This window comes from candidate division KSB1 bacterium (genome assembly GCA_022562085.1).
Lineage (GTDB): Bacteria > Zhuqueibacterota > Zhuqueibacteria > Oceanimicrobiales > Oceanimicrobiaceae > Oceanimicrobium.
Genome location: JADFPY010000437.1, coordinates 1 through 3,172 on the forward strand (window position 1 = coordinate 1; position 3,172 = coordinate 3,172).

4 protein-coding genes are annotated in these 3,172 nt (G+C 42.6%); 2 read left to right on the forward strand and 2 right to left on the reverse strand.

Features of this window, described 5'->3' with window-relative positions; all coding sequences use genetic code 11:
- Positions 1-557: 557 nt before the first annotated feature.
- Entirely contained in the window at positions 558-1,787 is a 1,230-nt protein-coding gene (locus IH879_21870) for an HDOD domain-containing protein (protein ID MCH7677574.1), read from the forward strand.
- Positions 1,788-1,836: 49 nt separating this feature from the next.
- On the opposite strand, the gene IH879_21875 is transcribed toward IH879_21870, so the two are convergent.
- Positions 1,837-2,637, reverse strand: a complete 801-nt coding sequence (locus IH879_21875) for an acyltransferase (protein MCH7677575.1) — start codon at positions 2,635-2,637, stop codon at positions 1,837-1,839.
- A 136-nt stretch (positions 2,638-2,773) separates the two neighbouring features.
- Positions 2,774-3,010, reverse strand: coding sequence for a hypothetical protein (locus tag IH879_21880; GenBank protein MCH7677576.1), 237 nt, complete (start codon positions 3,008-3,010; stop codon positions 2,774-2,776).
- Between the two features lie 14 nt (positions 3,011-3,024).
- On the opposite strand from IH879_21880, the gene IH879_21885 reads away from it, so the two are divergent.
- On the forward strand, positions 3,025-3,172 hold a 148-nt coding region (locus tag IH879_21885; protein ID MCH7677577.1), incomplete at its 3' end, for a DUF3667 domain-containing protein.

The following is a 3,172-nucleotide window of genomic DNA, read 5'->3' on the forward strand; positions in this document are numbered from 1 at the left end:
ATTTTTCGGGGGCGGCGTGATGCAATAAATTATGAGTCGTAAATCATTAATATAAAAAAGAAATAAAAAGTCAGGCATCTCCCAAAAAAAATTTTGAAACTTGATGGTTTCTTTTTTTATATCTTGAGCTTAGCCGCCCTAACATATGTTTTCTATGGTTCTGAATAACACCCCGAAGATTACAAATTTTTCATTGCCAAACAAGGGGAAATTGATTAATTGTCAAAAAGCTAGCTGTATAATACCCCAAATAGGAATAATAATAGGAAACTCATTAATACCGATGCCTTGACATACAGCGAACCTTTTTGGCGATTTGCAGCTGAGAGATTGGCAGATAAGACTATCATGGGTTTTTCCTCTTTTTTCGGTCGGAGATCTTGTTCACAAAATGAAAAAATATCATGAATGAGTCAATAAAAAATATTTTCAGGGGAGGTTTCATCGTGTGCAAGGCGGCAGGCAGCAATTAAAAAGAAGAAAACTTAAAGAACTAAAATAAGGAGGCGATATTTAGTATTAAAAAACCAACATTTTTCCGCTTCAGAATTCAAATTATGCAAGCTTTCTTAGCGCGCCAGCCTATTTTCGATAAAGACCAAAATGTTTACGCTTATGAACTCCTCTATCGTTCCGGACTCAAAAGCAATTTTTACGATGATGCCGATGGCGATCATGCCACCTCCTTGGTGATTACCAATGGCTTTTTGTCAATCGGCATGGAAACCATCACCCGGGGGAAAATGGCCTTCATCAATTTTACCCGCAACCTTCTGCTTAAAGAGATTGCCACGGTTTTTCCCAAAGAGCTCATGGGCGTGGAGATTCTGGAGGATGTTGAACCGGATGCAAAGATAGTCGCGACCTGCAAAAAATTGAAACAATCAGGCTACACCCTGGTTCTGGACGATTTCGTATTCAAGCCCGAGTTCACGCCGCTGCTGGATTTCATCGATATTATTAAAGTCGATTTTATCAACACGGCGCCGGAAACCCGCCGTACGGTCATTCAACAAGTTAACTCAAAACGAATAAAGTTCCTGGCTGAGAAAGTGGAAACCCGCGCGGCATTCAGGCAAGCTGTTGAGATGGGCTACACTTATTTCCAGGGCTACTTCTTTGCCGAACCTGAGATTATTGCCGGCCAGGCTTTATCTGCCTCCAAGATGAATTTTCTACGGCTGTTGCAGCAAGTGAACCAGCCGGATCTCGACTACGATAAATTAGAAAAGATTTTTAAAGAAGACGTGACCCTGACTTACAAAATGTTATGCTATATCAATTCACCTTACTTTGGTTTTCCCAACCGCATCCGTTCTGTTAGACATGCCCTGACTTTAATCGGTATGAAGGAGGCGCAGAAATGGTTGTCACTGATTGCGATGAGCAGCATGGGAGCGGATAAGTGTGAAGAACTCGTGCTGACTTCATTGTCCCGGGCCAATCTCAGCGAATTGCTGGCGCCATTAGTTGGGTTAAAAGAGCGCTCATCTGAGCTTTTCCTGATGGGCTTGTTTTCCCTGCTCGACGCCTTTCTGGATCAGCCGTTGCCGGATATTTTAGAACAACTGCCAATTTCAGACGACATCAAAAATGCCCTGGTGGGACGCCAGGGGCTCATGGGCGAAGTACTTAAGTTGGTCATATTTTATGAGATGGGAGATTGGAATCAGGTTTTCGCGTGTGTGTCCAAACTTAAATCGGTGGAGAATCAGCTGCCGGAGCTTTTTATCAAAACGCTGGAACGAACGAATCAGATTTTTCCCGGTCAGCGGATGGCAGGTTGATGGAATCCCACACCATCTCCAAAAATGTTGCGTCTAATGCAGATTATCTTCAAGTCTGGCAAAGAGAAGCGTAGAACTCCGGCCGTCGGTCATCCATGAGTTGATTAAGCGGGGTGATATTTTTACTGTCCGCTTCTTCGGGATTGATTTCAGTGATGTATAAAGAATCACGTTGCGAATGGGCGCGCTGCAGCAGCACACCTTTGGGGGCGACGATTTGACTCTTCCCCGTAAACCGCAGTTCACCGTGGGGCCGTTTGTCGATGCCAAAACGATTGGCCGTAATTGCGAAAATATTATTTTCTATGCAGCGGGACAGCATAGTCTGCTGGCAGTAGTTGAGAACCAAATTTGATGGATGGCAGATAATTTGAGCGCCGAGTACGCTAAGGGTTCGAGTCACTTCCGGGAAGATCCAATCGAAGCAAATCATCATACCGATTTTTGCCCCACGTACTTCCTGCACTTCCAGGAGAGTGTCGCCGGGGTCAAACCAGTTTTTTTCTTCATTAAAAAGATGCAGTTTTCGGTAAGTGTGAATTATTCCTTCAGGGCCGAGCAGTAAACTGCTGTTAAAAACTTTGTCCCGCTTTTTTTCTGAGAAGCCAGTAACCAGATAAAAGTCTCTTTCTTTACAAAGTGCTGTCAAGCTCTCAACGGTATTAGAGGCCGCCGGATCTTCTGCAAACGCTAGGGTCTCTGCCCGGTCTTTGAAATAGTAGCCGGTGAATGCCAGCTCGGGGAGGACGATTAGATCAGCTTTGACTTGTTCTAATGCTTGGATTACTTTGTTCAGATTTCTCTGAACGCGACCAAAGAGGGGACGAAATTGCAAGTAACCAACTTTCATGAGCAGTGTTCCGGTTTTAGAGTGAAAATATTGCGAGTGTTCTTTTTAATTTAAATATAAATATAAAAAATTGGTTTTTGAATTGCAATCTTTGAAAGGGGAAGGGGATCGTTTCCTTAGTTTTTAAATTAGCTTCTTACTTAGTTGTTAATTGCGGGTCACTCTTATCCTTTTTCTTCGATTTGTATTTTTGTAGGATTTTTGTATAGTCATCATAAATAAGGGCTCTTCCCCTGAGATCAATTAGTTTATCCTGTGACGGGGTACTTTTATCGAATTCCAAATACCCGATGACTTCATCATTAAAAATTACTTCATGTTCAGCCTGATAATCCAGGCTGTAAATATGCTTTTCTTCCGAGATGGTCTTCATATGAATTTTGAAAAATATCGGTAAACTTTTCTTCCACGATATTTCTCGGCGACTACTTCACTTTTGATTCCAGATTTTTTCGCAGTTTCATTCCGCTGCTCAGAAAGCCCGGTCACTTAACCAATGAATATAATTCAGGCCGCCGGGTAAGTTACATTCTGC